This is a genomic window from Halobellus sp. Atlit-38R (genome assembly GCF_003665925.1).
Taxonomy (GTDB): domain Archaea; phylum Halobacteriota; class Halobacteria; order Halobacteriales; family Haloferacaceae; genus Haloquadratum; species Haloquadratum inordinatus.
Map to the genome: position 1 here is coordinate 292,732 of NZ_QXIJ01000003.1, position 24,926 is coordinate 317,657.

24 protein-coding genes and 1 tRNA gene are annotated in these 24,926 nt (G+C 65.6%); 8 read left to right on the top strand and 17 right to left on the bottom strand.

The window, feature by feature from the left end:
• Positions 1–53 precede the first annotated feature (53 nt).
• From D3D02_RS06105 to D3D02_RS06150, 10 genes are all read right to left on the bottom strand, one after another.
• Positions 54–434, bottom strand: coding sequence for a Rieske (2Fe-2S) protein (locus D3D02_RS06105; protein ID WP_121569086.1), 381 nt, complete (start codon positions 432–434; stop codon positions 54–56).
• Positions 431–1,519: an amidohydrolase family protein gene (locus D3D02_RS06110; RefSeq protein WP_121569087.1), complete on the bottom strand. Its 1,089-nt coding sequence runs from the start codon at positions 1,517–1,519 to the stop codon at positions 431–433. The genes D3D02_RS06105 and D3D02_RS06110 overlap by 4 nt, the downstream gene beginning before the upstream one ends.
• Positions 1,516–2,421 carry an MBL fold metallo-hydrolase gene (locus D3D02_RS06115; protein WP_121569088.1) on the bottom strand — a complete coding sequence of 302 codons (906 nt, stop codon included), beginning with the start codon at positions 2,419–2,421 and terminating at the stop codon, positions 1,516–1,518. Before D3D02_RS06115 ends, D3D02_RS06110 begins: the two co-directional genes overlap by 4 nt.
• Position 2,422: 1 nt before the next feature.
• Positions 2,423–3,178: an ABC transporter ATP-binding protein gene (locus D3D02_RS06120; protein WP_121569089.1), complete on the bottom strand. Its 756-nt coding sequence runs from the start codon at positions 3,176–3,178 to the stop codon at positions 2,423–2,425.
• Positions 3,175–4,011 carry an ABC transporter permease gene (locus D3D02_RS06125; RefSeq protein WP_121569090.1) on the bottom strand — a complete coding sequence of 279 codons (837 nt, stop codon included), beginning with the start codon at positions 4,009–4,011 and terminating at the stop codon, positions 3,175–3,177. Before D3D02_RS06125 ends, D3D02_RS06120 begins: the two co-directional genes overlap by 4 nt.
• Before the next feature lies 1 nt (position 4,012).
• Complete coding sequence (locus D3D02_RS06130; RefSeq protein WP_121569091.1) at positions 4,013–5,107, bottom strand: ABC transporter substrate-binding protein; 1,095 nt, start codon at positions 5,105–5,107, stop codon at positions 4,013–4,015.
• 271 nt (positions 5,108–5,378) lie between these two features.
• A complete protein-coding gene (locus D3D02_RS06135) occupies positions 5,379–6,176 on the bottom strand; it encodes an IclR family transcriptional regulator (protein ID WP_121569092.1) in 798 nt (265 codons plus the stop codon).
• Between the two features lie 62 nt (positions 6,177–6,238).
• Positions 6,239–7,147 carry an acyltransferase gene (locus tag D3D02_RS06140; RefSeq protein ID WP_121569093.1) on the bottom strand — a complete coding sequence of 303 codons (909 nt, stop codon included), beginning with the start codon at positions 7,145–7,147 and terminating at the stop codon, positions 6,239–6,241.
• Between the two features lie 136 nt (positions 7,148–7,283).
• Complete coding sequence (locus D3D02_RS06145) at positions 7,284–9,959, bottom strand: heavy metal translocating P-type ATPase (RefSeq protein ID WP_121569094.1); 2,676 nt, start codon at positions 9,957–9,959, stop codon at positions 7,284–7,286.
• Positions 9,960–10,157: 198 nt separating this feature from the next.
• On the bottom strand, positions 10,158–10,751 hold the full coding sequence (locus D3D02_RS06150; protein WP_121569095.1) for an AsnC family transcriptional regulator: 594 nt from the start codon (positions 10,749–10,751) through the stop codon (positions 10,158–10,160).
• A gap of 128 nt (positions 10,752–10,879) precedes the next feature.
• Between D3D02_RS06150 and D3D02_RS06155 the strand changes: the two genes are divergently transcribed.
• Positions 10,880–11,083 (top strand): heavy-metal-associated domain-containing protein, encoded by a 204-nt coding sequence (locus tag D3D02_RS06155; RefSeq protein WP_121569096.1) that lies wholly within the window; start codon positions 10,880–10,882, stop codon positions 11,081–11,083.
• 26 nt (positions 11,084–11,109) lie between these two features.
• Here the strand turns inward: D3D02_RS06155 and D3D02_RS06160 are convergent, their stop codons facing one another.
• Complete coding sequence (locus D3D02_RS06160) at positions 11,110–11,499, bottom strand: SHOCT domain-containing protein (protein ID WP_121569097.1); 390 nt, start codon at positions 11,497–11,499, stop codon at positions 11,110–11,112.
• 98 nt (positions 11,500–11,597) lie between these two features.
• Positions 11,598–12,323, bottom strand: coding sequence for a DUF4396 domain-containing protein (locus D3D02_RS06165; protein WP_121569098.1), 726 nt, complete (start codon positions 12,321–12,323; stop codon positions 11,598–11,600).
• Positions 12,324–12,437: 114 nt separating this feature from the next.
• Here D3D02_RS06165 and D3D02_RS06170 point away from each other — a divergent pair, with 114 nt between their 5' ends.
• Positions 12,438–14,279, top strand: coding sequence for an SLC13 family permease (locus D3D02_RS06170; protein WP_121569099.1), 1,842 nt, complete (start codon positions 12,438–12,440; stop codon positions 14,277–14,279).
• 19 nt (positions 14,280–14,298) lie between these two features.
• Here D3D02_RS06170 and D3D02_RS06175 read toward each other — a convergent pair whose 3' ends face one another.
• The 3 genes from D3D02_RS06175 to D3D02_RS06185 are packed head-to-tail and all read right to left on the bottom strand — an operon-like array spanning position 14,299 to position 16,738.
• On the bottom strand, positions 14,299–14,583 hold the full coding sequence (locus tag D3D02_RS06175) for a DUF6360 family protein (protein ID WP_121569100.1): 285 nt from the start codon (positions 14,581–14,583) through the stop codon (positions 14,299–14,301).
• 7 nt (positions 14,584–14,590) lie between these two features.
• Positions 14,591–16,339 (bottom strand): nitrite/sulfite reductase, encoded by a 1,749-nt coding sequence (locus tag D3D02_RS06180; RefSeq protein ID WP_121569101.1) that lies wholly within the window; start codon positions 16,337–16,339, stop codon positions 14,591–14,593.
• A 45-nt stretch (positions 16,340–16,384) separates the two neighbouring features.
• Positions 16,385–16,738 carry a hypothetical protein gene (locus tag D3D02_RS06185; protein ID WP_121569102.1) on the bottom strand — a complete coding sequence of 118 codons (354 nt, stop codon included), beginning with the start codon at positions 16,736–16,738 and terminating at the stop codon, positions 16,385–16,387.
• 217 nt (positions 16,739–16,955) lie between these two features.
• Between D3D02_RS06185 and D3D02_RS20595 the strand changes: the two genes are divergently transcribed.
• From D3D02_RS20595 to D3D02_RS06190, 3 genes are all read left to right on the top strand, one after another.
• Positions 16,956–17,102: a hypothetical protein gene (locus D3D02_RS20595; protein WP_158599322.1), complete on the top strand. Its 147-nt coding sequence runs from the start codon at positions 16,956–16,958 to the stop codon at positions 17,100–17,102.
• The gene (locus D3D02_RS20860; RefSeq protein ID WP_199723022.1) at positions 17,099–17,260 is read left to right on the top strand and encodes a hypothetical protein; all 162 of its coding nucleotides are present in this window, start codon (positions 17,099–17,101) and stop codon (positions 17,258–17,260) included. The genes D3D02_RS20595 and D3D02_RS20860 overlap by 4 nt, the downstream gene beginning before the upstream one ends.
• 259 nt (positions 17,261–17,519) lie before the next feature.
• The gene (locus D3D02_RS06190; protein ID WP_121569103.1) at positions 17,520–18,212 is read left to right on the top strand and encodes a hypothetical protein; all 693 of its coding nucleotides are present in this window, start codon (positions 17,520–17,522) and stop codon (positions 18,210–18,212) included.
• 26 nt (positions 18,213–18,238) lie between these two features.
• On the opposite strand, the gene D3D02_RS06195 is transcribed toward D3D02_RS06190, so the two are convergent.
• Positions 18,239–20,512 (bottom strand): PAS domain S-box protein, encoded by a 2,274-nt coding sequence (locus tag D3D02_RS06195; RefSeq protein WP_121569104.1) that lies wholly within the window; start codon positions 20,510–20,512, stop codon positions 18,239–18,241.
• 199 nt (positions 20,513–20,711) lie between these two features.
• Here D3D02_RS06195 and D3D02_RS06200 point away from each other — a divergent pair.
• A tRNA-Lys gene (locus tag D3D02_RS06200) sits at positions 20,712–20,785 on the top strand.
• A gap of 62 nt (positions 20,786–20,847) precedes the next feature.
• On the opposite strand, the gene D3D02_RS06205 is transcribed toward D3D02_RS06200, so the two are convergent.
• A complete protein-coding gene (locus D3D02_RS06205; RefSeq protein WP_121569105.1) occupies positions 20,848–22,278 on the bottom strand; it encodes an FAD-dependent oxidoreductase in 1,431 nt (476 codons plus the stop codon).
• Between the two features lie 225 nt (positions 22,279–22,503).
• Here D3D02_RS06205 and glpK point away from each other — a divergent pair, with 225 nt between their 5' ends.
• Both glpK and D3D02_RS06215 read left to right on the top strand, forming a co-directional pair.
• Positions 22,504–24,042: a glycerol kinase GlpK gene (glpK, locus tag D3D02_RS06210; RefSeq protein ID WP_121569106.1), complete on the top strand. Its 1,539-nt coding sequence runs from the start codon at positions 22,504–22,506 to the stop codon at positions 24,040–24,042.
• Positions 24,039–24,809: a carbon-nitrogen family hydrolase gene (locus tag D3D02_RS06215; RefSeq protein WP_121569107.1), complete on the top strand. Its 771-nt coding sequence runs from the start codon at positions 24,039–24,041 to the stop codon at positions 24,807–24,809. The genes glpK and D3D02_RS06215 overlap by 4 nt, the downstream gene beginning before the upstream one ends.
• The last annotated feature ends 117 nt before the right edge of the window (positions 24,810–24,926 follow it).

A 24,926-nucleotide genomic window follows, 5' to 3' on the forward strand; every position in this document is an offset into this window, starting at 1 on the left:
CCTATGAGTCCCGAATGGCGCTCTTACGACAGAACGCGATCAGAAAGAGCGGGTTACGACTCGGGCGTCGTTGGATCAACGACGAACAGTTCTCCGTCGTCGTCGACGACGTCGAACGTCGGCAGTCGGATGCTCTCATCGCCGACGTGGACGCCGGTTTCGAGATCGTACTCCCACCCGTGTAGCGGACAGGTGACGGCTGGGTCGTCACAGAACCGCTCGACGTCACGCTCGCCCGGTTCCGTAACGTCGGCGACGAGTCTCTCGTGAACTTTCCCTTCGTCGAGCGCCCCACCGTCGTGTGCACAGCGATTCAAGATGGCGAAGTACTCCCCATCGTAGTTGAGGACGGCGACTTCGTGACCGTTCACCGTCACGACGGCACGCGAGCCGTCCTCGAACGAGTCGGCGTCGCCAACGTGGACCCGACTCATATGCCGAACACCGCCTCGGCGTTTTCGCCCAGGATTTTCCGCTTCTCCGAATCCGAGAGGAACGACTGGTCGGTGATCCGAGTGGGGCGATCGAAGTCCCAGTGAGGATAGTCGGAGGCATACATCAGCCGCCCCGCGCCGCCGATCATATCGATCACGGATTCGAGATACTGCGGGTCTACCTCGGTTTCGAGTGGTTGTGTACCGAAGTAGAAGGACTCTTTGATGTAGTCGCTTGGGCGCTGTTCAAGCAGTGGTGCCTCCGACGGCCGCTTGAGATACTCACAGTCGAGTCGGCTCATCAGCAGCGACACGTAGAAGATGCCCGCTTCGAGGAAGACGAAGTCGAGTTCTGGGAACTTCTCGGGGATACCCTGCACGAGGACGCTCACCGCCTGCGCGAAGTTGTTCTCGACGAAACCGAGCGTGTGCGTCTCGATCAGTTTCTCGTAGCCTTTGGTGTGGTAGTTGTCGATGCCCGCACCACTGGTGTGATAGCAGACGGTGAGATCCTTCTCGGAGGCCGCCTGATAGACCGGTTCGTACTGGCGATTCCCGAGCGGGGGTTCGGCCCCGCCGGTGATCATATAGACGCCGGCGATCCCCTCTTCGTCGCCGACGCGGTCGATCAGGTCGACGGCGTCGTCAGGGTCGTCGAGCGGGATCGGGATTGCGGTGTAGATGCCCTCGTTCGGATCGACGACCTGATCGAGCAGGTAGTCGGTCGCGCCGCTGGCGAACGTGGTCATTCTGGTGTCGTCGCCTCCGAGTGCTGGCGCGGCCGCCAAGATCAGATGCGAGAGGACGAGACACTTGTCCACGCCCAGATAGTCCATCGCCTCCGGGATCTCCTCGGGTCGCATCTCGCCCGGATACGACGAGTCCATCCCGGCGACGTTGCGGTCGAGACGACCGCCGACGAACCGATCGCCGGTGGACTTCGGGAAGAACGCACGGCGCGCAAAGTCTTCCCAGCCGCGTTCGAGACGCGTCTTCCAGGGGTCGTCGAAGTACCGGACGAGGTCTTCCATTGGTTCCCAGATGTGGATGTCGGTGTCGACGACAGTGTGTCCGTCAGTGCTCATAGCTGCTCCTGCGCGGTGGCCCGTTGTGATTCGTTCGTTAGCGATCCGTTCGAGACGTCGATTGTGAGCCCGTCGTAGGCGACGATGACGGTCCCGTCGAATGCCTCAGCCGCCGCTGCACGAATCCCGTCGGTGTCGCGGTACGGCGGGAAGTGCGTCAGGACGAGCGTGTCGACGCCTGCGTTCGACGCGACCTCGCCGGCCTGCCGTGGGGTGCAGTGCGTATTTTGAAGGTTTTTTGCCATCTCCTCCGGATACGGTGTAAGGTATCGATCCCAGACGAGTTCGTCGCCCGACGGCGTCGGCGGGTCACCGACCGGGGACATATGCGCGTCGTGGACGAGCACGTCGGCACCCGCTGCGAACGCTGCGAGATCCTCTGACTTCCGAGTGTCGCCGGAGAAGACCAAGCGCTCGCCGTTCGGTCCCTCAAAGCGATAGGCGTACGTCTCGATCGAGTGCTCGACCGAGGATGCCTCGATCTCGACGTCACCCCGCTCGAACCGGGAGCCGTCTTCGACGGGGATCCATTCGATGTCCTCGATACCGGTCGCGTCGTATCCTACTTGCTGGCGGTAGGCGAGATCCTCTTCGTAGACGTTGTACAGCGCCTCGATCAAATCGTCGGTACCGTCGGGGCCGTACACGCGCAGCGATTCTCGACCCGCCGTCCACGAGGAGATGGCAAAGTGCGGGAATGCGGCGTTGTGATCGACGTGATGGTGGGTGAACAGAAGTTCGGAGATCGAGCCCGGATCGATCCCGTTGCGGAGCAGTTCATAGACCGTTCGAGGGCCACAGTCGACCAGGAACGTCTTCTCACCGGTGCTGACGGTGAGCGCGGTGCCAGCGCGATTGAGGTTCGGGGCCGGGCTTCCCGTGCCGAGAAGCGTTACCTCCATATTACGTCGTCGCCCCCGCACGGGTTTCGAGCTGTCCGACGAACTCCTCTGCTAGTTCGACGAGTTCCGGGTCGTCGATACTGCGCGGTCTGTCGATGTCGATCTCCTCCTGTACCAGAACGCTCGACGGGCGGTGTGACATCACGAGCACGCGGTTTGCCAGATACGTCGCCTCGATGGCGTCGTGCGTCACGAAGACGATCGTTCGTTCCTGATCCTTCCAGATGTCGACGAGGTCGCTGCGGAGGTTCCGCGCTGTGATCTCGTCGACGCTGGAGAAGGGCTCGTCCATCAGGATCACGTCGGGTTCGACTGCCATCGCGCGGGCGATGGAGACTCGCTGTTGCATCCCGCCGGAGAGCGACCGGGGATACTCGTCGACGAAATCCTCAAGGCCGACTAGTTCGAGGTAGGTCTCGATCCGCTCGTTCCACTCGTCTTTCGGGACACCTTTGCCGTCCAGCGCGAACTCGATGTTCTGTCTGACGGTGCGCCAATCGAGCAACCGCGGTTCCTGAAAGACGAAGCAGACGTCGGTCGGGGAGTTCTCCGAGCCGACCGCGACCGAGCCCGCGGAGGGTTCTTCCAGTTGCGCGATGATGTTGAGAAGCGTCGACTTTCCGCAGCCCGAGGGACCGAGAATGCAGAGGAAGTCGTTCTCGTCGGTCTCGAAGCGGACGTCATCGAGCACCTGCAGAGAGTTGCCATCCATCTGCCGGTACTGCTTGTCGACGCTGTCGATCTCTATTTTCGTCATGCTGCTCTTGCCCCTCCGGAGTGGCCGTCATCGCGCCACTTGGTCACGCGCTTTTCAATCGTCTTGAGAAGGCCAAATTCGATTGCCATCATCACGAGTGTGAACTCCAACGTCCAGGCGAAGACCCCGACGACGGAGTACAACTGGAACTGCCGATTGATCATAAAGCCGATGCCGCTGGTGAGGCCGAGCAGTTCGACGATCACAACGATCTTCCAACTGATCGCGAGGCCGAAGCGCGCCGCCGCAAGTAGGTGCGGCAGCAGTGACGGCAGAACGACGTTGCGGACGAGGCTCAACCGCGAGACCTCGAAGGAGCGTCCCATCCGAATGAGGTCCTCGTCGATGGACTTGGTCCCCTGCCAGAAGTTGAACACGATCATCGGCGTCGCCAGGAAGAACACCGAGAAGTACGCGGCGAGTTCCGAGAGCCCGAACCAGATGATCGCGACGATCGCGACCGCCAGTCCCGGCACGGAGATACCGATTAGGATCGGGATGTCGAAGAGATACTCCGCACGGTGATCCCGACCCATCGCGATGCCGAGTGGAATACTGACCCCATACGCGAGGAAGAAGCCGACCGCGACTCGTCCGAGGGTGTCGACGAGGTGGTTGGCGAACGCCCCGCTGACCGCGATGGAGACCATCTCGTTCGCGACCGGGACGACACTCGGAAGCAGATCCGCGGCGACGAACCGGGCGACGATCTCCCACGACGCGAGGAAGGCGACGACGGAGATCGTGTAGTAAATGTAGCGCTGGTATCGCTGGAACAGCCGTCTGAGTGGCGTACCACGGCCGAATACTGAATCGGAAGCCTCCAGCGACATCTCACAGAACCTCGTTGAAGATGTTCTCGGTCGGTTCGGCTTCGATCAGGCCGAGGTCCCGGGCTTTTTCGACCATCTTCATTTCGGACTCCTGGAACGCCTCGATGTCCCACTCGGCGGGGTAGATATCGACGAGACGCTCTTTGGCGAGGTCTTTTTGTTCTTGGTTTTCGAGGCCGAAGGAGTCGCTGTAGTTCTCGACAACACCATCGATGTTCTCGGTGAGGTACTGCTGGGTTTCGATGAAGGCCTTGGCGAGGCCGGTCGCGGCGTCCGGGTTCGCCTCGTACCACTGTTTCGTCCACGCTAGGTCAACCGTCGTCAGCGGGAGGCTCTCGGCCTCGCGCCAGGCCTCTCGCGGAGAGAAGACGACCTCGAAATCGTATTTCAACAGCGCCTTCGAGACCAGCGGTTCGAACGAGAGGACCGCATCCAGTTCCCCTTTTTCGAGCAGCGACAGTGCCGCCGGCGGCGCAGCCTGTACGAACTCGTACTCCTCGCGTTTGACGTCGTGGGCCTCATCGAGCATCACGACGAACTTCAGCCAAGCGTCAGCGGCAGTCGACGCGAAACTGACGCGCTTTCCGCGAAGATCCTCGGGCGCGTCGATGTCGCTATCCGAGCGCGTGATGATGTAGGAGTGATACAGCATATACGGGCCGATGAGTTGCGGATGCTCTCCTTTCGAGTGCATCCGGGTCGCCACGATCGATCCCATGTATCCTGTCGGGATGTCCGCGTTGAACACGAGTTGCTGTTGGACCTTCGGTGGGCTCGCGAACAGTTCCGGCTGGAGCAAGAGTCCGTGTTTCTCGTCGATACCTTGCTCTTGCATCACCGTCGTGAGAATCCCCGTCGTGCCGCCGTTCGTCGCGCCGTGAACAACGGTGGTCGGGTCGGAACTACCCGACGTCGAGCCTCCGGCATCACTCTCACTCGTCCCCGTCGACGCGTCCGTGCCGGTCGACGTCCCGGACGACCCGCCGGAGCCGCCGGCGCAACCGGCGAGTGCCGACGCCCCCGTGGCCGCGAACGCGCCGGTCAGTTTGAGCGCCGTCCGCCTATCGATGTGCGTGCTATCGTTTGACATCCTCATCAGTATGAAAAAAGATGATATACTATAAAACTATTGTTTAGCTGATATTCGTGCTGCAAGAACGCTATACTGCGGTTGCTTTTTTATTGTAAGTTATTATACTTTTGTATAATTTTATATTGAAAGATCAGCCGATATTGCGGTACGCAGTGCGAGGGCTACAAAAGAAGCGGAGATATCGGGGTGGAGCACTATATCAAGATTCAGAGACGATAGCGACAGAAAGAGAGCGGCGTTTGTTCCGGGCAGCGGAACGAGTGCGACGAGGTACTCAGCCGTAGGTGAGATTGACTTCGATCTCGTTCGCGACACCGAGGATGAGTTCTGGGAGCTCTTCGGTCAGATACTCGCCTTTCAATCGGTTCGCTGGGCCGGCGACGGTGAGCGAGCCGACCGGTTCGTCGTCGGAACCGATGATCGGGGCAGCTACTGCGTGTACGCCACGGATCGACTCGCTTCGATTGAACGCGACTCCCCGTTCGCGGATGGCTTCGAGTTCGTCGAGCAGTTCCGCTCGGTCGGTGATCGTCCGGGACGTCTCGGCCGGGAGACCGCGTCGATCCAAGATGTCTTCGACCTTCTCGCGGTCGATAAACGCCAAGACGGCCTTGCCGGCCGCGAAGGCGTGCAAGCGCGCGCGGTACCCGTCGCGCGTGTATGTCTCGACCGTCTGTTTGCCTGCGTTGTGATACAGGAAGATCCCGTACCCGTTCTCCTCAGCCATAATCCACACCTTCTCGTCAAGTTCGTTCGCCAAGTCGTCGACTTTGGGCTTGGCGATCTGATAGAGGTCGTGTTCGTTCTGTGCGTGAATGCCGTAGTCCAGAAACAGCAGTCCGACCTGATAGCCGTGGTCGGTGTTCGTCACGTAGCCCTCGTCTTCGAGCGTAGAGAGGTGCCGGTGGACAGTGCTCTTCGAATAGCCGAGTCGGTCAGCGATCTCCGTCAGATTCGCGGAGCCGTCTTCCTTGAGACTGCGGAGGATCTCGATGGAACGTCGTGTCGCTTCGACGCTGCTCGGCGCGCTGTCGTTCGATTCAGCAGGCTGTCCCTCGTCACCGTGCCTCATTGTTTAGATGTCTTGTTCGTGGGTACAAAAGTTCCGCCCTCGCGAACAGACGCAGGTCGGAGTCACTCGGCTGCGTCCGGCGGCGTCAACTCCCGCTGGAATTCGTCGAACGTCTCGACCTCCTCGGGCAGGTCGTACTCGATCCGGCGCTCGGCCTGTCGGTTCCGGAGTGTGTCCTCGACGGGGTCGGCGACGGACTCCCAGCCGGGTTTGACCTTCAGGCTCTTGGCGGGGATGCCGGCCGCGACGTGGTGGTCCGGGACGTCACCCTGGACCACGGAACGCGCGCCGACGACGGCGTTCTCGCCGACGCGGCAGCCAGCGCGGACCATCGCGTCGTAGGTGACGCGGGCGTCGTCGTCGACGACCGTGTGGTAGTTCTCGACGTCGGTCTGGTCGACGACGTCGTGGTCGTGGCTGTAGAGGTGGACGTTGTCCGAGATCGACGCGCGGTCGCCGATCGTGAGTTTGCCGCGGTCGTCGAGGTGGACGTCGTCGTGGATGACGACGTTGTCGCCGACAGTGATGTTGTGCCCGTAGGTGAACGTGATCCCCTTGAAGAACCGGCAGTCGTCGCCGCACTCCTCGAAGAGGTGGTCGGCTAGCATCTGCCGGAACCGGAGCGCGAAGTCGACGTTGTCGGCCATCGGCGTCGCGTCGAACTGCCGCCAGAGCCACTGGAGGTACTTCGAGCGCTGGAATCGGTCCTCGTCTTTCTCGGCGTAGTACTCCGATTCGAGCGTCGCGTTGCAGGGGTCGTACCCCTGGAGTCGGACGCGCTCGGCCGCCGAAATGTCTTCGCCGGCCTGCCAGCGGTCGTACGCCTCGCGGTCCCCGTGGAGATCGACGAGCGTCTCGGTGACGACGCGGCAGATCTCCTCCTCGGAGGAGAGCCGCTCGTCTACCTCGTCGATGAACGCCGCGACGTTCGCTTCCGCCTCCGCGGGAAGGGAGACGTTGACTTTTGTCATCGGCGCCGGGTTCGGACTCCGGCGTCAAATCCGTTCGGTTGTGCGAAGCACCCGACCGACCGCTGTGAATCGATGGCACGGGGCTAGAGAGCGGCCCGCAACGAGAAGCGGGTCGGAGGAAGCCAAAGGGCGATGCTCAGTTCCGTCCGCGCAGGAACCCGAGCACTCTGTAGTCGTGATCGGGGGTGTACCGACGGAACAGCAGGCTGTTCGTCAGCACCGACACCGACGACAGCGCCATCGCGCCCGCCGCCAGAATCGGCTGCAAGAGCCCCAGCGAGGCGAGCGGGATCATCGCGGTATTGTACCCGAGCGCCCAGAAGAGGTTCTGCTTGATCTTCGCGAGCGTCCCCTCCGAAACCCGGATCGCTTTCACCACGTCGGTCGGGTCGTCACGCATCAGCGTCACGTCGGCCGCCTCGATGGCGACGTCCGTGCCCGAGCCGATAGCCGTGCCGACGAAGGCGGCCGCGAGCGCCGGGGCGTCGTTGACGCCGTCGCCGACCATCATCGCCTTCCGGCCCTCCGCCTGGATCGCGTCGACGGCGTCGGCCTTCCCGTCGGGGAGCACCTCCGCGCGGACGTTCTCGGGGTCGATGCCGACCTGCTCGGCGACCGCGCGGGCCGTCCGCTCGTTGTCGCCGGTGATCATCCGGACGTCGACGCCGCGCTCTCGAAGCGCGCTGACGGCGTCGGCCGCGGTCTCTTTCACCGTGTCGGCGTCGGCGACGACGCCGAGGACCTCGCCGGTGACGGCGGCGGCTTCCGCGTCGGCGGGCACGCGCCCGACGAGCATCGCGGTCTTGCCCTCACTCTCCAGGCGGCGCATCGCGTCCTCGGCGGGCGCGGGGTCGATCCCGGCGTCTTCGAGGAGGCGGCGGTTGCCGACCAAGACGGTCTGTCCGTCGACGGTCGCACGGACGCCGTGACCGGGGACGTTCTCGAAGTCGTCGCTGTCGGGGACGTCGATACCGCGCTCGCGCGCGCCGTCGACGATCGCCTGCGCGAGCGGGTGCTCGCTGTGCTGTTCGGCGGCGGCCGCCAGCCGAAGCACCTCGGTCTCGGGGGCGACGCGCTCGTCGGGTTCCGCTGGCTCGTCTGCATCACCCTCGTCGCGGTCGACCTCACGGAGTTGACCGCCGTCCGGCGTGGGTTCGAGCGCGACGACGTCGGTCAGCGACATCTCGCCTTTCGTCAGCGTGCCGGTCTTGTCGAAGACGACGGTGTCGACGTCGCGGACGCGTTCGAGGATGTCGCCGCCTTTGAACAGCACGCCGTTCTGGGCGCCGATCGAAGTGCCGACCATCGTCGCCGCGGGCGTCGCTAAGCCGAGCGCACAGGGACACGCGATCAGGACGGCAGACGCGAACACGAGGACCGCGAATTCGAGCGTCGAGACGGTGCCGCCGGCCGCGGCCGGGCCGCCGACCACGACGCCCCACAGCGGGAGCGCCTCGACGAGGCCGGCCAACTGCGCCGGAAACAGCACCCAGACGGTCGCCCAGAACAGGGCGTTGACGATGACAGCTGGGACGAAATACGCCGAGATCCGGTCGGCGAAGTTCTGGATCTCCGGCTGCCGCGACTGCGCTTCCTTGACCGTCTGGACGATCTGCTGGATCGCCGTGTCGGAGCCGACTTTCGTCGCCTCGACGACCAGCACGCCGTTCTTGTTCACGGTCGAGCCGACGACCTCATCACCGTCCGCTTTCGAGACGGGGACGGACTCGCCGGTGACCATCGACTCGTCGACCGCGGACTCGCCGTCGACGACGACGCCGTCGGTCGGGATCTTCTCGCCGGGACGGACCTTCATCCGGTCGCCGACTGCGACGTCTTCGAGCGGGACTTCGCGCTCGGTGCCGTCGTCGTCGACGAGCGTGGCCGTGTCGGCTTCCATTTCGAGCAGCGACCGGAGCGCCTCGGATGCCTGGCCCTTCGAGCGCGCTTCGAGGTAGTTACCGAGCGTGATGAACACCAGGATCAGCGCGGCGGTGTCGAAGTACAGCCCCGCGTCCGGCAGGATGCCGAGCAACGCGACGACGGAGTACAGATACGCCGTCGTGGAGCCGAGCGCGATGAGCACGTCCATATTGGCCGTGCCGTTCTTCACGATCGCCGTGTAGCTGTTCTCGTAGAACTCGCGACCGAGAATGACCTGTACGGGCGTCGCGAGCGCGAACGCGACCCAGCCGAAGGGAAGGCTCGTTCCGGGAATCGCCTCCGGCACGGTGCCGGGTGCGAACAGGTGCAGCGCCAGCATCGCCAGAAGCGGCGTCGAGAGCGCGGCCCCGAAGAGCGTGAGTCGCTTCTGGCGACGGATCTCGGCTTTCCGAGCCACGTCGCGGGCGTCCTCACGGCTGCCCGCGTCGCCGTCGCCGCCGTCGTCGTCCTCTCGGACCGGCGCGTAGCCGGCGGCCGCGATGGCGTCGTAGAGGTCCTCCATCGTGACCTCGCCCGGATTGAACTCCACCTGCGCCTCGTCGGTCGCGAAGTTCACGTCCGCGCTGACGACGCCGGGCGTCGACTCCAGCGCCGTCCGGTTCGCCTCCGCGCAGTTGGCGCAGGACATATCCGTGATTGCGATCGAAACCGTCTCCGAGACCGGATCGTAGCCGGAATCGACGATGGCGTCGTATATCTCACCGAGCGACGTCCGCTCGGGGTCGTACGTCACCGTCGCCTCGTCGGTGGCGAAGTTGACCGTCGCGTCCTCGACGCCGTCGAGTGCGTCCAACGCTCCCTGTACCGACTGCGAACAGTTGGCACAGGACATTCCTCGGACGTCGAGGTGAGTTGTCCGTGTACTCATCTTAGGTAGTACTAGGGGACCCTCTCTTACCTCGTTTGTCCCTTTCAGACCTCTGGTATTCGAGTGCCGAAACCTTCGAATCCAAAGTCAGATCGGTCAGCGATCAGCAACCAACGGTCAGCGGTCGGCGGTCAGCAGTCAGCAGTCAGCAGTCAGCAGTCAGCAGTCAGCGGTCGACAGTCAGCAGTCGGCGGACGGTCACGCAGCGTCGGCCTCGAACTGCTCGTAGCGCTCGCGGAACTGCGCCAGACAGGAGGGGCAACAGAAGTGGTAGCGCTCGCCGTCGAAGCGCTCGCTACGGCCCTCGCTCGTGACGGTGTTCCCGCACTCTGCACACGACAGCGCGAACTCGGCGCCGCCGAGCGCCGGACTCCACTCGACGTCGCCGACGACGGTCACCTCGTAGTCGTCGACGCGAGAGAGGTCGACGAGGCGGTCGAGTTGCTCGCGCACGGCATCGGCGCGCAGGCGCGCGTGAAACACCACATCGCCCTCGGCAGTGACGAAGACGTGTTCGACTGGCTCCGCACCGACGACGTCGTCGCGGACGGTCTCGACCACGTCGGAGGGGAGTTCCAGCGTCACGAGGACGGGCACCCCCGCGCGGAGTTGCGAGCGGTCGAGGTCGACGGTGAAGCGCCGGATGACGCCCGATTCGCGCAGTCGTTCCACCCGATCCGAGACGGCCGGTGGGGAGAGGTCGACCGACTCGGCGATGTCGCTGTAGGGGCGTCGGGCGTCCTCTACGAGCAGTTCCAGGATACGAACGTCGGTCTCGTCGAGCGCGGACATACATACTGTTCGTGTCGACGGCTAAAGTACGTTTGCCGGAGCGCTTTCGTTTCGAAAGTCGCGGCGGGCGCTGGTCGAAGAAGAAAAACCGAGAGACACATATCACACTAGGAGCAACGACGCGAGTGATGAGCCAGACGCAGACGCTCACCGTCGAGGGAATGAGCTGTGGACACTGCGAACAGACGGTCGAAGACACGCTCCTGTCGGTTTCGGGCGTCGAATCGGCCGAGGCCGATCGCGAATCGAACGCCGTGACGGTCGAGGGCGACGCCGCCGTCGCAAACCTCGTGGCCGCCGTGAACGACGCCGGCTACGACGCTTCGGCCTGAGTCGGGACGAGCGCCCGGGTCGCCGACTACTGCTCCTGTTCGAGCCGATCCCGCCGGCGCTCGAACTCCTCCTCGGAGAGGTCGCCGCGAGCGTACGCCTGCCGCAGTTCTCGAATCGCCGGATCGGGGCGGTCCGCGGCGACCGCGCGGTAGAGGAAGTATCCGCCGCCGATCAGCGCGACGACGAGGAGGAGTCGCCACACTATCGCGACGAGGAGCCACCACCCGGATGTCGACCCCATCATTCCGCTTCCCGTCCAAGAGTCGTGCATCGGTCCCCACGTCCCGCCGGTCATTCCGCTCCCCCATCCCATCGTGCTACCGCCCACTCCGAGCAGGAGTGGCCCGACGAGGAGGAGCGCACCGACGGCGACGAGGGCGCCGAGAAACCACCGCGTGACGTACTGCTGTTCCATCGTGTCTCACCAGTCGCTAGTAGGGGCTCCCGACTTACCGCAGTTTTCACTTCTAGATCCGTAGTGGGGAGAGCCAAAAAGTTCGGTTTCGAAACCGATCAGGCGGCGCTCGCGTCGCTTCCCTTTGCAGCCGTCGGGTCGCTCATTCCCTCTTTGACGCCGACAGCGACGAGAGCGACGTTGACCGGATACGCGGCGACGAAGCCCAGCGACAGCGAGAAGATCAGACCGCCCCAAAATAGCGCGGTGCCGATCGTCGCCTCGCCGGCGAGGAGAACGTCGGTCCCGATCGCGACGACTTCCATCACGGTGATACTCGGCGTCTCGGTGTACAGCGCGTCGCGGACGGCCGTCGAGAGCGCTTCGCCGTCCTGCAGGAGCGGCCCGGCCGTGAGTGCGTATCCGAACAGGTACGCGAGCGCGAACGTGCCGAGCGTAGTGACGAGCGCGTTCTGGATGGCGACGAGGCCGACGAGCACGACGACGCCCGTGACTTCGCCCGCGCCACAGCCCGAAAAGCAGTGGGCCGTCGAGCGCGCGCCGCGTCGCCACAGCGAGTCGTGCGCCATCTGTTGACGACCGCTCAGCCAGTAGATGCCGAGCCCGAACGGCCCCGAATAGAGGACGACGAGCCCCCAGATGCCTTCCATCAGCGAGGAGAGCCCGGTGTTTCGCTCGCGGAGGTCCCACCACAACGCACCGAGCGCGGCGGCGACGGCGACCGCCCAACCGAAGAGGACTGCCGGCTCCGAGAGAATCGGGACGAGTGCTTCCCGGGCCGGGTCGACCGCGTGCGTCAGTCGATCGATGAACGTCCCGAGCATCCGTTTTTATGACGGCTCACAGACAGAAGGGCGTGGCGGTCAGACGCGCGATGGACGGCGAGCGAATGAGTACCCTCGAAACGTATATGAACGCTCCGGGAGACTCCGAGGCAGATGCCGCCTTTCGGGGTGCCCGGCGTGGCCGTCGTGTTCGGGCTGGTCGTCCTCGCCCTCGTCGCGTTCGTGACGGAGGTCGCCCCCAACGACGTCACAGCGATCGGAATCGTCGCCGCGCTGGTCGTCCTCGAACCGTGGACCGGAGTCGACGCGAGGACCGCCATCTCCGGATTCGCCAATCCGGCGACCGTCACGATCATCGGGATGTATATGCTGAGCGCGGGGATCCAGAAGACGGGACTGATCAAGCTGCTCGGCGTCGTCCTCGCGGATCTGACCGAGGGCAGCGAGTTCCGCGCGCTCGTCGCGACGGTGTGTACGACCGGGCCGATCGCCGGCTTCGTCAACAACACGCCCGTCGTCGCCGTCTTCATCCCGATGATCACCGACCTGGCCGAGCGGACGAACACCAGTCCCTCGAAGCTCCTCTTGCCGCTGTCGTACGCGGCGATCCTCGGCGGAACGCTCACGCTCGTCGGGACGGCGACGAACATCCTCGCGAGCGACTTCGCCCGCGTGCTCATCGACGGACGCGACGGGATCGGGATCTTCGAGTTCACCGGGCTCGGCGCAGTGCTGCTGGTCGTCGGGACCGCCTACCTCCTGACGGTCGGACGACGACTCACGCCCGCGCGGATTCCGGCCGACGCCGACCGCGTCTCGGAGTTCGACCTCTCGGACTACCTCGCGTTTATGCGGGTACGCGAGGGGTCGGTCGCCGTCGGGGCCGCGTTCGACGCCTTCGACGCGGAGCATCCGGACGTTCGGCTCCTGCAGTTACGGCGCGGCGGGACGGGCATCGCAGGTCCGCACAGCGATATGCCGATCGAAGCGGGCGACGTCCTCGTCGTCCACGGATCCGTCCAGGCCGTCAATCGGTTCCGCGAGGAGGCGGACGTGAGCCACCTACTTCGGGAGTCGGTCACGCAGGACACTTTCGAGACGTCGGCCACCGACAGCACGCTGGCCCGTGCACTCGTGCCCGAGGGCTCGCGGCACGTGGGCGAGACAGTCGCCGAGACCGGATTCGGCGAGTACCACCGGACCACGGTGCTGGCGATCCGCCGCGAGGGCGATCTGATCCGTACCGAGATCAGCGAGGCGACGCTGCAAGCGGGGGATCTACTCTTGCTGCGAACGACGCCAGCGTCGCTGCGCTACTTCAGCGACACCGACGAACTCCTCGTCGTCGACGAGCGCGGACTCGAAGAGCGGCTCGGCGACGAGGACGAGACTCTCCCGTCCGTCTCCTCGACCGCGCCGGTCGCGGTCGGGATCCTGCTCGGCGTCGTCGCGGTCGCCGCTCTCGATCTGCTACCGATCGTGATCGCCGCGCTCGCCGGCGTCGTCGCGATGGTCGTGACGGGGTGTCTCTCCACGTCGGACGCCTACGACGCGGTCTCCTGGAACGTGATCTTCCTGCTCGCCGGCGTCATCCCGCTCGGGGTCGCGCTCACGGAGACCGGCGGGGCGGCTCTGCTGGCAGAACTCCTCGTCGCCATCGGCGGCGTGCTCCCGCACGCGGCGGTGCTGTTCGTGCTCTACGTGGCCGTGGGGTTGCTGGCGAGCGTCATCACGCCCGTCGCGACCGCGGTGCTCGCGATCCCGGTCGCCGTCGACGCGGCCGCACGCCTCGGCGCGAACGAGTTCGCGTTCCTGCTGGGGGCGATGTTCGCGTCGGCGACGTCGTTCGTGACGCCGGTCGGCTATCAGACGAACCTGATGGTCTACGGTCCCGGCGGCTACGAGTTCACCGACTTCGTGCGCGTCGGCGGGCCGCTCCAGTTGCTCCTCGCGGTCGTGGGGACGGCCGGAATCGCGGTTCTCTGGGGCGTGTAGTGGCAGGTGAAAAGAGAGATCAGCGATCGCCCGCGTCGTCGACGTCGTCGGCGTACGAGTACAGCGCGTCCGCGAGCGTCCGTGCTTCCGTCGCAGAGAGCGTGACCTCGTCGGCGTGCGCCGGGAGTGAGTCGAGTTGGGCGTTGTCGAGTTCGAGCTGGAGCGTCACGTGATCGGGGCCCTCTCGCGGCGCGGTGACGTTCAAGACGGCGAGCGCCTCGTTGTCGAAGTCGTGGCCGCGCGCGGTGGCGTCGACGAGGTCGAGCGTCGTGTAGGCGTTCACCTTGAGGAGGCGGTCCGGCATCGTCGGCTCAGTCGTCTGCCGGCGTGGGCGGGGCCGCGTCCATCCCGTCTTCCTCGGCGTAGGGGTACCACGTCATCTTCGTGTTGTGCAGCATCGGGTCCTCGTAGTCCGTCTCCTCGGGCTCGACGAAGGCGTCGAGTTCCTCGTTGTCGTGGCGGTCGACGAACGCGCGGAAGGACTCCCCCGCCTCGCGCTCGGCGGCGAAGCTGTCGATCAGGTTCGCGATCGCGCCGGGGACCTCGTCGGCCGGGACGCGCTGGGTCACCCAGCGGGCGAACTGCGGTTCCTCGCCGAGGCCGCCGCCGAGGCCGACGTCGAGCGCCTCGACCGCCTCGCCGTTCTTGCGGGTCTTCATCCCGCGGAGGCTCACGTCGGCGATCTGCGGCTGCGCGCAGGAGGCCGTACATCCCGAGAGGTGGATGTGGAACTCCTCGACGTCGTCGGGCAGGTCGACGTTCTCCTTCAGCCAGCGCGCGAAGCGCACCTGGCGATTCTTCGTCTCGACGATCGAGAGCGAACAGAACTCGGTGCCCGTACAGGCGACGGAGCCGCGCATAAACGGCGAGGGGTCGGGCGAGTAGTGTTCGAGGAGCGGCTCGGCGAGGAAGTCATCGAGGTCGGCCTCGGGGACGTCGGTCACGATGACGTTCTGTCGCTGAGAAAGCCGTACTTCGCCGGAGCCGTACTCGTCGGCGAGGTCGGCGAGGTCGAGGACGTCGTCGGCGCCCATCCGGCCGACGAGGACGTTGAGCCCGACGAATTTCTGTCCATCGTGCTGCTCGTGGACCCCGACGAGGTCGTTGCGCTCGCCCTCGCCGGTGTTGTAGGTGTACTCTTCGCGGACGTCGCGACCGGCGGTGTGCAACTCGAAGTCGACGTACTCCGCCTGGAGCGTCTCGCGGACTTGCTCGGCTCCCCACTCGTCGACGAGGAACTTGATCCGGGCGTTGTAGCGGTCCTCGCGGTCGCCGTTGTCACGGAAGAGCGCCGAGAGGCCGCCGGCGACGGCCGGGACGTTCTCGGGGCGTACCCACACGTCGATGTCGCGGGCGAACCGCGGCTCGTTGCGCGCGAGGCCGCCGCCGACGCGGACGTTGAAGCCGACGACGTCCGCGCCGTCGATCTCCTTGTACGCCGGCTCGAACGCGAGGTCGTTGATGTCGCCCTGTCCAGAACCGTCGGCGGAGCCGGTGACCGAGACCTTCCACTTCCGCGGGAGGTTCGAGTGGTCGTCGTCGCCTTTGAACGTCTCGTTGAGTTCGCGGATGACGGGCCAGGCGTCGACGACCTCCTGGCCGTCCTTGCCGGCGACGGGGTTCCCGACGATGTTCCGCCAGGAGTCACCACACGCCTGCTGGGTGGAGAGCCCGTTCGCCTCCAGTTTCTCGAAGATCGCCGGCACGTCCGAGAGTTCGATCCAGTGCAGTTGGATCGACTGCCGGGTGGTGAAGTCGGCGTAGGCGTCGCCGAAGATCGGGTTCGTGCCCGGCCCGGTCGCGTACTCGTTCGCGATCTCGCCGACGACGCGCAGTTGCCCCGGTTCGAGCACGCCGTTCGGCGTCCCGATCCGCATCATGAAGTAGCCCTCCTGGCCGTTCCGCTGGTGGTACAGTCCCCACCACTTGAAGCGCTCGAACCACGCGTCGCGCTCGTCGTCGGGGATGGCGTCGTAGCCCTCCTCGGCGAACCTGAACAGGTGTTCGCGTATCTCGTTCCCGTAGACCGCTGATTTCCAGTTCTCGACGTCCGTTGGCATCTTATCGGACACAGGAGACCGATACTCAAAGGCGAACGCGTGCCGTCAACCCTGCCCGGTGCTCCCACTATCCGGAGAATGTTGCTTACTCTTTCGGGATCGGGGTCGGAGAACGCTCTCGCGGTCGATATCCTCGAATGCACCGTCGACGACCCGGCCGACGGGCACCCAGCCGGTCGTCGCTTGCGTCCCGCAGGCGATGCACTGACCGTAGACGCGGACTTCGACCGTTCGGCCGTCGATACCGACCTCCAGGAAGTTCTCGACGACCAGATCCGAGAGGTCACACTCGCAGAATCCCGGGGCGTCGAGCCGCCAGAGTTCGCTCACGCTCACCTGCCGCGTGTCGTCGACAGAGAGCCACGCACCGTCGTCGAGGATACGAAGTCGAGTCGTCACACGACTGGCTACGCGCTCGGGAGCCCCGTCTCTGACGGCGGTCACAAAGGGCGACGCTGTCGGTGACGCCGTCTCGCACACAATCCCCGCGCTGTCGGTCGGTTTCGGCCCACAGGAGCCGTCGTAGAAGCCGGAACGGAATTCCGGTATCCGGGAGTAGTGGTCCGATTTACTCCGGAAGCGACCCTTATGCGGGGCGGGGGCATACGCGGATTCGATGACCGACCTGGTCCCGACAGACGACTGCGCTTCGATCGAGAGCCCCCTCGGGGGGCAGCGACAGCACGCCCCCGCCGACGTCGCCCCCGAGCTGTACGGCCGACGAGACGACCCCGAGAGCGACCACGCGACACCGACCCAATGAGCCAGACCAGAGACTCCGACGACGACGCGACGGACCGAATCGGCGACCGCGACACCGCCGAGTACGACCACCTCGACGACCTCTCCGACGGGGCGGGCTGCACCGAAGTCTGGGAGCACCTCTCGGACAGTCGCGAGGAACCCGCCGCGAGCGACTGATAATGATCACTCTCACTGCGTACCGCCGAGCGCCACTCCCGGTGGCGATGGTCGGCGGCAAGAGACGAGAGTAATCATTATGAGGACGAGGCCGTGCCAGTGACCCATCCGCGAAGCCGAGTCGGTGTCGGGCACGAGCGCGCTACCCGAGGCGGCCGATTGGGTTTCAGCGCCTCTCAGAGCCGACTCCAGCGGTTCTCGCCCGCGGCGCACGCCGGGGAGAGGCTTTTACTCGCAGGCTCGCTACGTTGATCCGAAGATGACCGACGACACCGACGCCCACAGGCGACTGCCAGCCGACCGCGAGGAACCGGTCGGCGAGCCCGTCGTCCGCGCTGACCCCGCCGTCACCGGCGAGCGCGCCAAGGAGGCTGTCGGATTCGATCCCGACGACCCCGAGAGCGTCGCCGAGGCCGCTGAGACGGTGCTGGCGTTCTCGCAGAACACCGTGGGGGCGGCGGACAACGTCTATATGCTCCGCGGGGCGGCCGCCTGTGCCGCGCTCGTCAGGGGCGTCGGTTCGTACAAAGCGGCGATCGACCGCGCCGGCGGCGACGTCTCGGTCTCGTTCGTCCGGAAGTGGGCCCGCGTCCACGACCTCCCGCAGGCGATCCGCCGGCACGTCGCCCGCGGTGACATCGCGCCGACCGCCGCGAAACACATCGCTCGCGTCTCCGGGGTCGACCGCTTCGATCTGGCGTGGGCCGTCGTCGACGCCGATCTGACGGTCCGACAGGTGCGCCGCATCGCCAGCGAGGTCGACGGCGACACGAGCGCGGCGGACGCACTCGCCGCTCGCGGGATCGAACTGGGACGGCTCGAACTGGACCTCCCACTCGAAACGTACCGCGAACTCCGCCGGCGCGCGTCGATCGAAAACCGTGACCCCGGCGAACTAGCGGCAGAAGCGCTCGACGCGTACTTCGACGAACGAGCAGTCAGTCCCGACTAACCGTCCCGTCCCGCGGCCCCGAGAAGCTACGTTGCGTCCGGCGGTGACATTTCGGCGTCGGACGACCCAGGCGACGCCGCAGCATCGCGGCCGGATTCGGGCGTCGGCAACTGAAGCGCGACGACTGCTCCGGCCGACTCTCGTTCCGTCGTTCTCTCGTCACCGGAGCCGTCGGCCGCCGCCGACTCGAAGCGGAGCGACCCCCCAGAGCGCTTCGCGACGTGGTAGACGAACTGCAGGCCGAGACCCGACCCGTGGAACAGCGGTGTGATGTCCGTCGTTCCCTGCGCCGCCTGCTGTTCCATCTCGGGGATCCCCGGCCCCGTGTCGGTGACGGTGACGACGACCTGCTCGCCGTCACGCTTGACGGTCACCGAAACGTCGGGATCCTCGCCGCCGTGGACGATCGCGTTCGTGAGGAGTTCGGCGATCGCGTCACCGAGCTCCGGAATCGCATAGACGTCGTACGCCTCCGGACAGTCGACCGAAATCGCATAATCCGGGTGCTCCTCGCGGACCTCGGAGACGACCTCCTCGAGAATCGGACGAACGCCGAGGCGGCGCGGCACGGAGTCGTCGGTGAGGAGATCGACGATCCGTCGTTCCTTGTCGGCGAGGTCGACCAGTTCGTTGCCCGTATTCTGGATCGTCTGCACCGAACGCTTCTCCTGGCCGGCCGTTCGGTCCTCGAGCAGTTCCGCGTGCCCGAGGATCAGATTCATCTTGTTGTAGAGGTTGTGTCGCAGGATCCGATCGAGAACGCGGAGTTGGTGCTCGCGTTCGGCCTGGTCGGTAACGTCCCGACAGATCGCGACCGTGCCGTCGACCTCTCCGTCTTCGTTGTAGTGGGGGTATCGCGTCGTGACGAACGAGCGCTGCCCTTTCGTCGGAAACGTCGGACTGAGTTCGTAGGTGATCGCCCGCTCCTCTTCGACGACGCGGGTTTTCTTCTGTTGGATCTTCTGCGCCGTCGGTTCGTCCATAAAGTCGAACTCGTTGGACCCGACGAGTTCCGATTTCGGGATCCCGGCGTACTCGGCGACGGCGCCGTTGACGACCTCGAACGTGCCGTCGCACTGTTGGAGCATAATCGGATCGTCGAGGCGGAGGACGATCTCCTCGAACGTCTCTAGCCGTTCTTTGGTGTGAATCAGTTCGGTGATGTCGGTCTGGATCGCGACGAACCCCTCGACGGCGTCGTCTTCACGCATTATCGGCGCGATCGTCTCGGATGCGTGGTAGTGCTCGCCCGATTTGCGCTCGTTGATGATCGGTTCGGACCACACCTCCCCCGAGAGGACGGTGCTCCAGAGGGTTCGGTAGTACTCCTTGTTCATCTCGCCGGACTTGAGTATCGAAGGCGTCTCGCCGATCACCTCCCGAGGAGCGTAGCCCGTGACGTCCTCGAACGCGGGGTTGACGTACGTGATCGTCCCGTCCCTCTCGGTGATGAAGATGGCGTGTCCCGCCGCCTCGACCGCGCGTTTGAACCGCCGAATCACGTCTTCGCGGCCCTTCCGTTGGGAAACGTCCTGGAACGCGCCACGGACGCCGACGATCGTCCCATCTTCGTACATCGGCTCACCGCGGGAGCGTACCCAGCGGACCTCGCCGTCGGCCCTGAAGAGTCGGTAGGTGGAATCGAACGGGTCCCCGTCGAGCGCCGCCTCCACGTCGGCGCGGACCGCGTCGCGATCGTCGGGGTGATAGAACTCGATGGCGTTCTCGAGCGTCGGATCGAACGTCTCTGAGACCCCGTGGAGACGGTACGTCTGTTCGGTCCACCTGAGTGCCTCCCGCTCGGCGTCGAGTTCCCAACCGCCGACGTCGGCGAGTTCGGACGTCTGTTCGAGGAGTTCGCGCTCCTCCGCGTGTCGTTTCTCGCGGGCGCGCCGCGCGACGAAGTCGTCGATGGCGTCGACGAGGAGGTGGTGCTCGTCGGTGTCGATCGACTCCGGGAGGTATCGGGTCATCGGGCGCTCGGTCGACGCACGTGCCAGTTCCGGATCCTCGGCCGACGGATAGACGATCACGGGGACGGTCACGGTACCGTCGCGACGGTTCGTGGCGCCGTGCGGAGCGTCGGGCGTGATAACGGCGGGCGCGTCCACGTCCGGCATCGAGCGGCGGACGACGCAGTCGATCGGCTGTTCGCGTTGCGGGCGGGCGCAGCCGGCCGTCGAGGCTACCGAGGCGATCCGGAGCGGACGTGAGCGGCCCTCGACCGCCGCACGGAGCGACGACGCGAGCGTCTCGTCGGCACAGACGAGAACGGTTCTGGTGCGTGACCCAGGGGTCATATATCACCGGTTCGACAGGATCGGCGCGCTGGTCGCCAACTGCGAGCCACACGGTCGTCGATTAGCCCCCGAATCACGCGTCTCACGCCGAGTAGTATCGGGGCCAGGATATATCTTCTTCTAATTATCAGTTGGGCTGCTGTCAAAATGGCTCCCGAGACTAAACGCTTATCACGACCCGTCAGTTACCCCTGGATGCGGGCCGGTAGCTCAGTTCGGCAGAGCGTCTGGCTTTTAACCAGACGGTCGGGGGTTCAAGTCCCTCCCGGCCCGCTTGCTGTCACTAAACGACACACCCAGCGACCGCTCACTGTCTTCTCTGCGAGCTCGTCTGTTCAAGACAGCGACCCGTTCAGCACCTTCGCAGCGACGAGGACGGGATCCCAGACAGGACTGAACGGCGGCGCGTAGCCCAGATCTTGCCGTTCGAGCTCGCCGACGGTCATCTCCGCGCCGAGCGCCGTCGCGACCGTGTCGATGCGGATCGCCGCGCGGTCGGTGCCGACGACGCTCCCGCCGAGGAGCCGGCCCGTCTCACGGTCCGCAGTGAGCGTGACGGTCGTCTCCGCCGCGCCGGGGTAGTAGCCCGACCGCGACCCGGCGGTGATGGTCTTCGAGACCGGATCGAAGCCGGCATCTCGGGCGCGCTCCTCGTCGATGAGTCCGGCCCGCCCCGCTTCGAGGTCGAACGCTTTCACCATCGCCGTGCCCGCGACGCCGCCGACGGGCGAGGGATCGCCACCGACCGTCGCCCCGATCGCGCGGCCGGCGCGGTTGGCCGGGAGGCCGAGCGGGTCCCACGTCGGCTCGCCCGTGACCATATGTGGCATCTCCGCGACGTCGCCGGCGGCGTAGACACGCTCGACGGAGGTCTGCCCGTAGGCGTCGGTCGCGATCGCCCCCGACGCGCCGAGTTCGACCGGCGTGTTCGCGAGGAGTTCCGTATTCGGCTCGATACCGATTCCGACGAGCGCGGCGTCGACGTCGAGTTCCGAGCCGCTCTCGCAGACCACTTCCGAGACGTGCCCGTCCTCGCCGCGGAGTTCGACGACCTCCTCGTCGAGATGGAGCGTGACGCCGGCGTCACGGAGGTGCTCGGCGACGGCTTCGCCGACGGCCTCGCCGAAGCCTGGGACCGGATAGCCCGTGCGCTGGAACAGGTGTACGTCGAGATCCCAGGCCTCGAAGGCTTCCGCCATCTCGACGCCGACGTAGCCCGCCCCCACGACGGCGACGGTTTCGGGCGGCGTCATCGCGCCGTACCGCTCGACGACAGCCTCCGGCAGCGCGTCGCCCCCGCCGAGGTCCGCGGGATCGAACTCCGCGGGCGGAGTCAGATACGAGCGGATCGCGGCCGCGTGGTCGAGGCCGTGGAGCGTGAAGACGCTGTCGAGCGATGCGCCCTCGATGGGGTCCGAGATCGCGCGGGCACCTGTCGCCACGAGGAGGTCACTGTAGGGCTGTTCGAAGGTCGCGCCCGCGCTCTCGACGGTTACGGTCCGTTCGTCGGTGTCGACCGCGACGACCTCGTGCCCGCGTCGGAGGTCGATGCCGCGCTCATCGGCGTCTTCCGGGGAGAGCGAGAGCAGGTCGTCGAGGCGTTCGACCTCGCCCTTCACAAAGTATGGCGTCCCACAATGTGCATAGGAGATCCACTGGCCCTTCTCGAAGACGACGACGTCGCGGTCGGGGTCGGTCCGGCGACACTTGCTCGCAGCCGAGAGACCGGCGGCGTCACCGCCGACCACGACAAACGGGTCAGACATACCGCCACCTGCGACCGCCGGTGATAGATAGCTTTCGCCGGACGGCATCGCTCGCGCACGGCCGCCGGGACGACAGCGGTATCAGCGGCGTCCGCTCGAACGACGGGTTTTAGCATCCCACGGCTCACAGATTGACCGACTATCCGGCGACCTCGTCGTGAACGATACGACGCAGGCAGTGTCACGACCGACCACGCAGCTCACAGGACCACGCAACTCACAGCTATGCACGAACGCACCTACGTCGGCGCGATCGATCAGGGAACGACCGGCACGCGGTTCATCGTGTTCGACCACGGCGGCCAACCCGTGGCGAACGCCTACGAGACGCACGAACAGATCTATCCCGAACCCGGCTGGGTCGAACACGACCCCGAGGAGATCTGGGAGAACACGACGGTCGTCATCGAGCGCGCGCTCGACGACGCCGGCATCGACGCCACGCAGTTGGCGGCGATCGGGATCACGAACCAGCGCGAGACGACGCTCGTCTGGGACCGCGAGTCGGGCCACCCCGTCTACAACGCCATCGTCTGGCAGGACCGACGAACGACCGACCGGATCGAAGGGCTCGAACGGGACGGCAAAGACGACTGGATCCGCGAGACGACGGGGCTCGAACCCGACGCGTACTTCTCGGCGACCAAAGTCGAGTGGCTCCTCGACAACGCCGATCCGATCAAACTCAGGCGGATGCGGCCCGAAGACGTCCGCGACCGCGCCGAGGCGGGCGAACTCTGCTTCGGGACCATCGACTCGTGGCTGATCTACAAGCTCACCGGCGCGCACGTCACCGACGTGACGAACGCTTCGCGGACGATGCTGTTCGACATCCACGAGATGACGTGGGACGACGACCTCCTCGCGGAGTTCGGCGTACCGGAGGCCGTGCTCCCGGAGGTGCGCCCCTCCTCGGACGACGACTACTACGGCACGACCGACGCGGAGGGGTTCCTCGGCGCGTCCGTCCCGGTCGCGGGCGCGCTGGGCGACCAGCAGGCCGCGCTGTTCGGCCAGACGTGTTTCGACGCCGGCGACGCGAAGAACACCTACGGCACCGGGTCGTTTATGCTGATGAACACCGGCGAGGAGGCCGTCAGTTCGGAGCACGGCCTGCTCACGACCGTCGGCTTCCAGCGGTCGGGCGAGCCAGTACAGTACGCACTCGAAGGCTCGATCTTCATCACCGGCGCGGCGATCGAATGGCTCGAAGACCTGACGCTCATCGACGATCCCGCCGAGAGCGAGGCGCTCGCACGCTCTGTCGATTCGACGGACGGCGTCTACGTCGTTCCCGCGTTCACTGGACTGGGTGCGCCCCACTGGGACCAGCGGGCCCGCGGAACGATCGTCGGGATGACCCGTGGAACCCGGCGTGAACACATCGTTCGGGCGACGCTGGAGTCGATCGCGTTCCAGACGCGCGACGTCGCCGAGGCGATGCTCGAAGACAGCGGGATCGAGCTGTCGGGGCTGCGCGTCGACGGCGGCGCGGTGAAGAACAACTTCCTCTGTCAGTTGCAGGCGGACGTCGTCGGAACCGAGATCGTCCGGCCCGAGGTCGACGAGACGACCGCGCTCGGCGCGGCCTACGCGGCCGGCCTCGCAGTCGACTACTGGGAGTCGCTGGAGGCGCTCCGGGCGAACTGGCAGATCGACCGCGAGTTCGAGCCAGCGAGCGACGCCGACGTCGACGAGCGCTACGACCGCTGGCAAGAGGCCGTCGAGCGCTCGCTCGATTGGGCCAAAGACGACGAACGATGAACGTCGCCGCCGTCCAACTCCCGGCGGAGAACGCCCCCGAGGAAAATCGCGACCGGGCTGTCGAGCGCGTTCGCGACGCCGCAGAGCGCGGGGCCGATCTCGCCGTCCTGCCCGAGATGTGGCCCGTGGGCTACTTCGCGTTCGACGCCTACGACGACGCCGCCGAACCGGTCCCGGGATCCACGACGGATCGACTCGCCGCGCTCGCGGACGAGCTGTCGATCCACCTCCACGGCGGGAGCCTCGTCGAGCGCGACGGCGACGACCTGTACAACACCTCGGTCCTGTTCGACCCGAACGGTGAACTGCTCGCGACGTATCGGAAGATCCACCTCTTCGGGTACGACTCCGAGGAGGCGACGCGCCTGACGCCGGGAGACGAAATCTGCGCCGTCGAGACCGACCTCGGGACGCTCGGACTGACGACCTGCTACGACCTCCGGTTCCCGACCCTGTACCGCGAACTCGTCGACGCCGGCGTCGAGATACTGCTCGTCACGTCGGCGTGGCCGCGCGAACGGCTCGATCACTGGCACCTGTTCACCCGGACGCGGGCCGTCGAGAATCAGTCGCTCCTCGTCGCCGCGAACCTCACCGGATCGATTGACGGCGTCGACCTCGGCGGCGAGAGCGTCGTCGTCGATCCGTGGGGCGTCGAACGCGCCAACGCCGGAACCGACGCCCGAACGGTGCTGGCCGAGGTCGCCCTCGACGAAGTTCGCGAGACGCGCGAGTCGTTCCCGGCGCTAGCGGATCGACAACTGTAATCGAAACGACGCACGGCGGACGAACGTTTATATCGGATTGCGGGGCCAGCGTCCCCGTGAGCTAACGCAGGTCCCGCGTCGGGACGCGGTTGCCCGGCACGTCGACGTGGGAGCGGT

Bases quoted from the DNA above. Each gene is read 5' to 3' on its own strand.
- D3D02_RS20860 (WP_199723022.1), top strand. From the start codon at position 17,099: ATGAGCCAGACCAGAGACTCCGACGACGACGCGACGGACCGAATCGGC.
- glpK (WP_121569106.1), top strand. From the start codon at position 22,504: ATGCACGAACGCACCTACGTCGGCGCGATCGATCAGGGAACGACCGGC.
- D3D02_RS06180 (WP_121569101.1), bottom strand. From the start codon at position 16,339: ATGCCAACGGACGTCGAGAACTGGAAATCAGCGGTCTACGGGAACGAG.
- D3D02_RS06110 (WP_121569087.1), bottom strand. From the start codon at position 1,519: ATGAGCACTGACGGACACACTGTCGTCGACACCGACATCCACATCTGG.
- D3D02_RS06215 (WP_121569107.1), top strand. From the start codon at position 24,039: ATGAACGTCGCCGCCGTCCAACTCCCGGCGGAGAACGCCCCCGAGGAA.
- D3D02_RS06160 (WP_121569097.1), bottom strand. From the start codon at position 11,499: ATGGAACAGCAGTACGTCACGCGGTGGTTTCTCGGCGCCCTCGTCGCC.
- D3D02_RS06170 (WP_121569099.1), top strand. From the start codon at position 12,438: ATGCCGCCTTTCGGGGTGCCCGGCGTGGCCGTCGTGTTCGGGCTGGTC.
- D3D02_RS06135 (WP_121569092.1), bottom strand. From the start codon at position 6,176: ATGAGGCACGGTGACGAGGGACAGCCTGCTGAATCGAACGACAGCGCG.
- D3D02_RS06150 (WP_121569095.1), bottom strand. From the start codon at position 10,751: ATGTCCGCGCTCGACGAGACCGACGTTCGTATCCTGGAACTGCTCGTA.
- D3D02_RS06105 (WP_121569086.1), bottom strand. From the start codon at position 434: ATGAGTCGGGTCCACGTTGGCGACGCCGACTCGTTCGAGGACGGCTCG.
- D3D02_RS06120 (WP_121569089.1), bottom strand. From the start codon at position 3,178: ATGACGAAAATAGAGATCGACAGCGTCGACAAGCAGTACCGGCAGATG.
- D3D02_RS06125 (WP_121569090.1), bottom strand. From the start codon at position 4,011: ATGTCGCTGGAGGCTTCCGATTCAGTATTCGGCCGTGGTACGCCACTC.
- D3D02_RS06190 (WP_121569103.1), top strand. From the start codon at position 17,520: ATGACCGACGACACCGACGCCCACAGGCGACTGCCAGCCGACCGCGAG.
- D3D02_RS20595 (WP_158599322.1), top strand. From the start codon at position 16,956: ATGACCGACCTGGTCCCGACAGACGACTGCGCTTCGATCGAGAGCCCC.
- D3D02_RS06140 (WP_121569093.1), bottom strand. From the start codon at position 7,147: ATGACAAAAGTCAACGTCTCCCTTCCCGCGGAGGCGGAAGCGAACGTC.
- D3D02_RS06145 (WP_121569094.1), bottom strand. From the start codon at position 9,959: ATGAGTACACGGACAACTCACCTCGACGTCCGAGGAATGTCCTGTGCC.
- D3D02_RS06175 (WP_121569100.1), bottom strand. From the start codon at position 14,583: ATGCCGGACCGCCTCCTCAAGGTGAACGCCTACACGACGCTCGACCTC.
- D3D02_RS06165 (WP_121569098.1), bottom strand. From the start codon at position 12,323: ATGCTCGGGACGTTCATCGATCGACTGACGCACGCGGTCGACCCGGCC.
- D3D02_RS06130 (WP_121569091.1), bottom strand. From the start codon at position 5,107: ATGAGGATGTCAAACGATAGCACGCACATCGATAGGCGGACGGCGCTC.
- D3D02_RS06155 (WP_121569096.1), top strand. From the start codon at position 10,880: ATGAGCCAGACGCAGACGCTCACCGTCGAGGGAATGAGCTGTGGACAC.
- D3D02_RS06115 (WP_121569088.1), bottom strand. From the start codon at position 2,421: ATGGAGGTAACGCTTCTCGGCACGGGAAGCCCGGCCCCGAACCTCAAT.
- D3D02_RS06205 (WP_121569105.1), bottom strand. From the start codon at position 22,278: ATGTCTGACCCGTTTGTCGTGGTCGGCGGTGACGCCGCCGGTCTCTCG.
- D3D02_RS06195 (WP_121569104.1), bottom strand. From the start codon at position 20,512: ATGACCCCTGGGTCACGCACCAGAACCGTTCTCGTCTGTGCCGACGAG.